The organism is Campylobacter sp. 2018MI34, from assembly GCF_016598975.1.
Lineage (GTDB): Bacteria > Campylobacterota > Campylobacteria > Campylobacterales > Campylobacteraceae > Campylobacter_D.
The window spans coordinates 1-435 of the sequence record NZ_JAENKS010000155.1; the positions used below are offsets into that span (position 1 = coordinate 1).

General features: G+C 66.0%; 1 protein-coding gene. It reads left to right on the forward strand.

The window, feature by feature from the left end:
• A partial coding sequence (locus tag JG676_RS08185; protein ID WP_200217924.1) for a molybdopterin-dependent oxidoreductase occupies nucleotides 1-435 on the forward strand: 435 nt, incomplete at both ends.

A 435-nucleotide genomic window follows, 5' to 3' on the forward strand; every position in this document is an offset into this window, starting at 1 on the left:
TCCTGAAGCCGATGATCCGCGAGACGATCGACCAGCCCTGGCGCGAAGTGAGCTGGGAGGTGGCGATCGACCGCGTCGCATCCGAATTCAAGCGGCTGCAGGCCGAGCACGGAAGGCTGGCGATCGGCGGCATCACCTCGTCGCGCTGCACCAACGAGGAGACCTATCTCGTCCAGAAGCTGATCCGCGGCGGCTTCGGCAACAACAACGTCGACACCTGCGCACGCGTTTGCCATTCGCCGACCGGCTTCGGCTTGAGCCAGGCGTTCGGCACCTCTGCCGGCACGCAGGATTTCGACTCGGTCGAGCAGAGCGACGTGATCATCGTGATCGGCGCCAACCCGACCGACGCCCATCCCGTCTTCGCCTCGCGCATGAAGAAGCGCCTGCGCCAGGGCGCCAGGCTGATCGTGATCGATCCACGCCGCACCGACC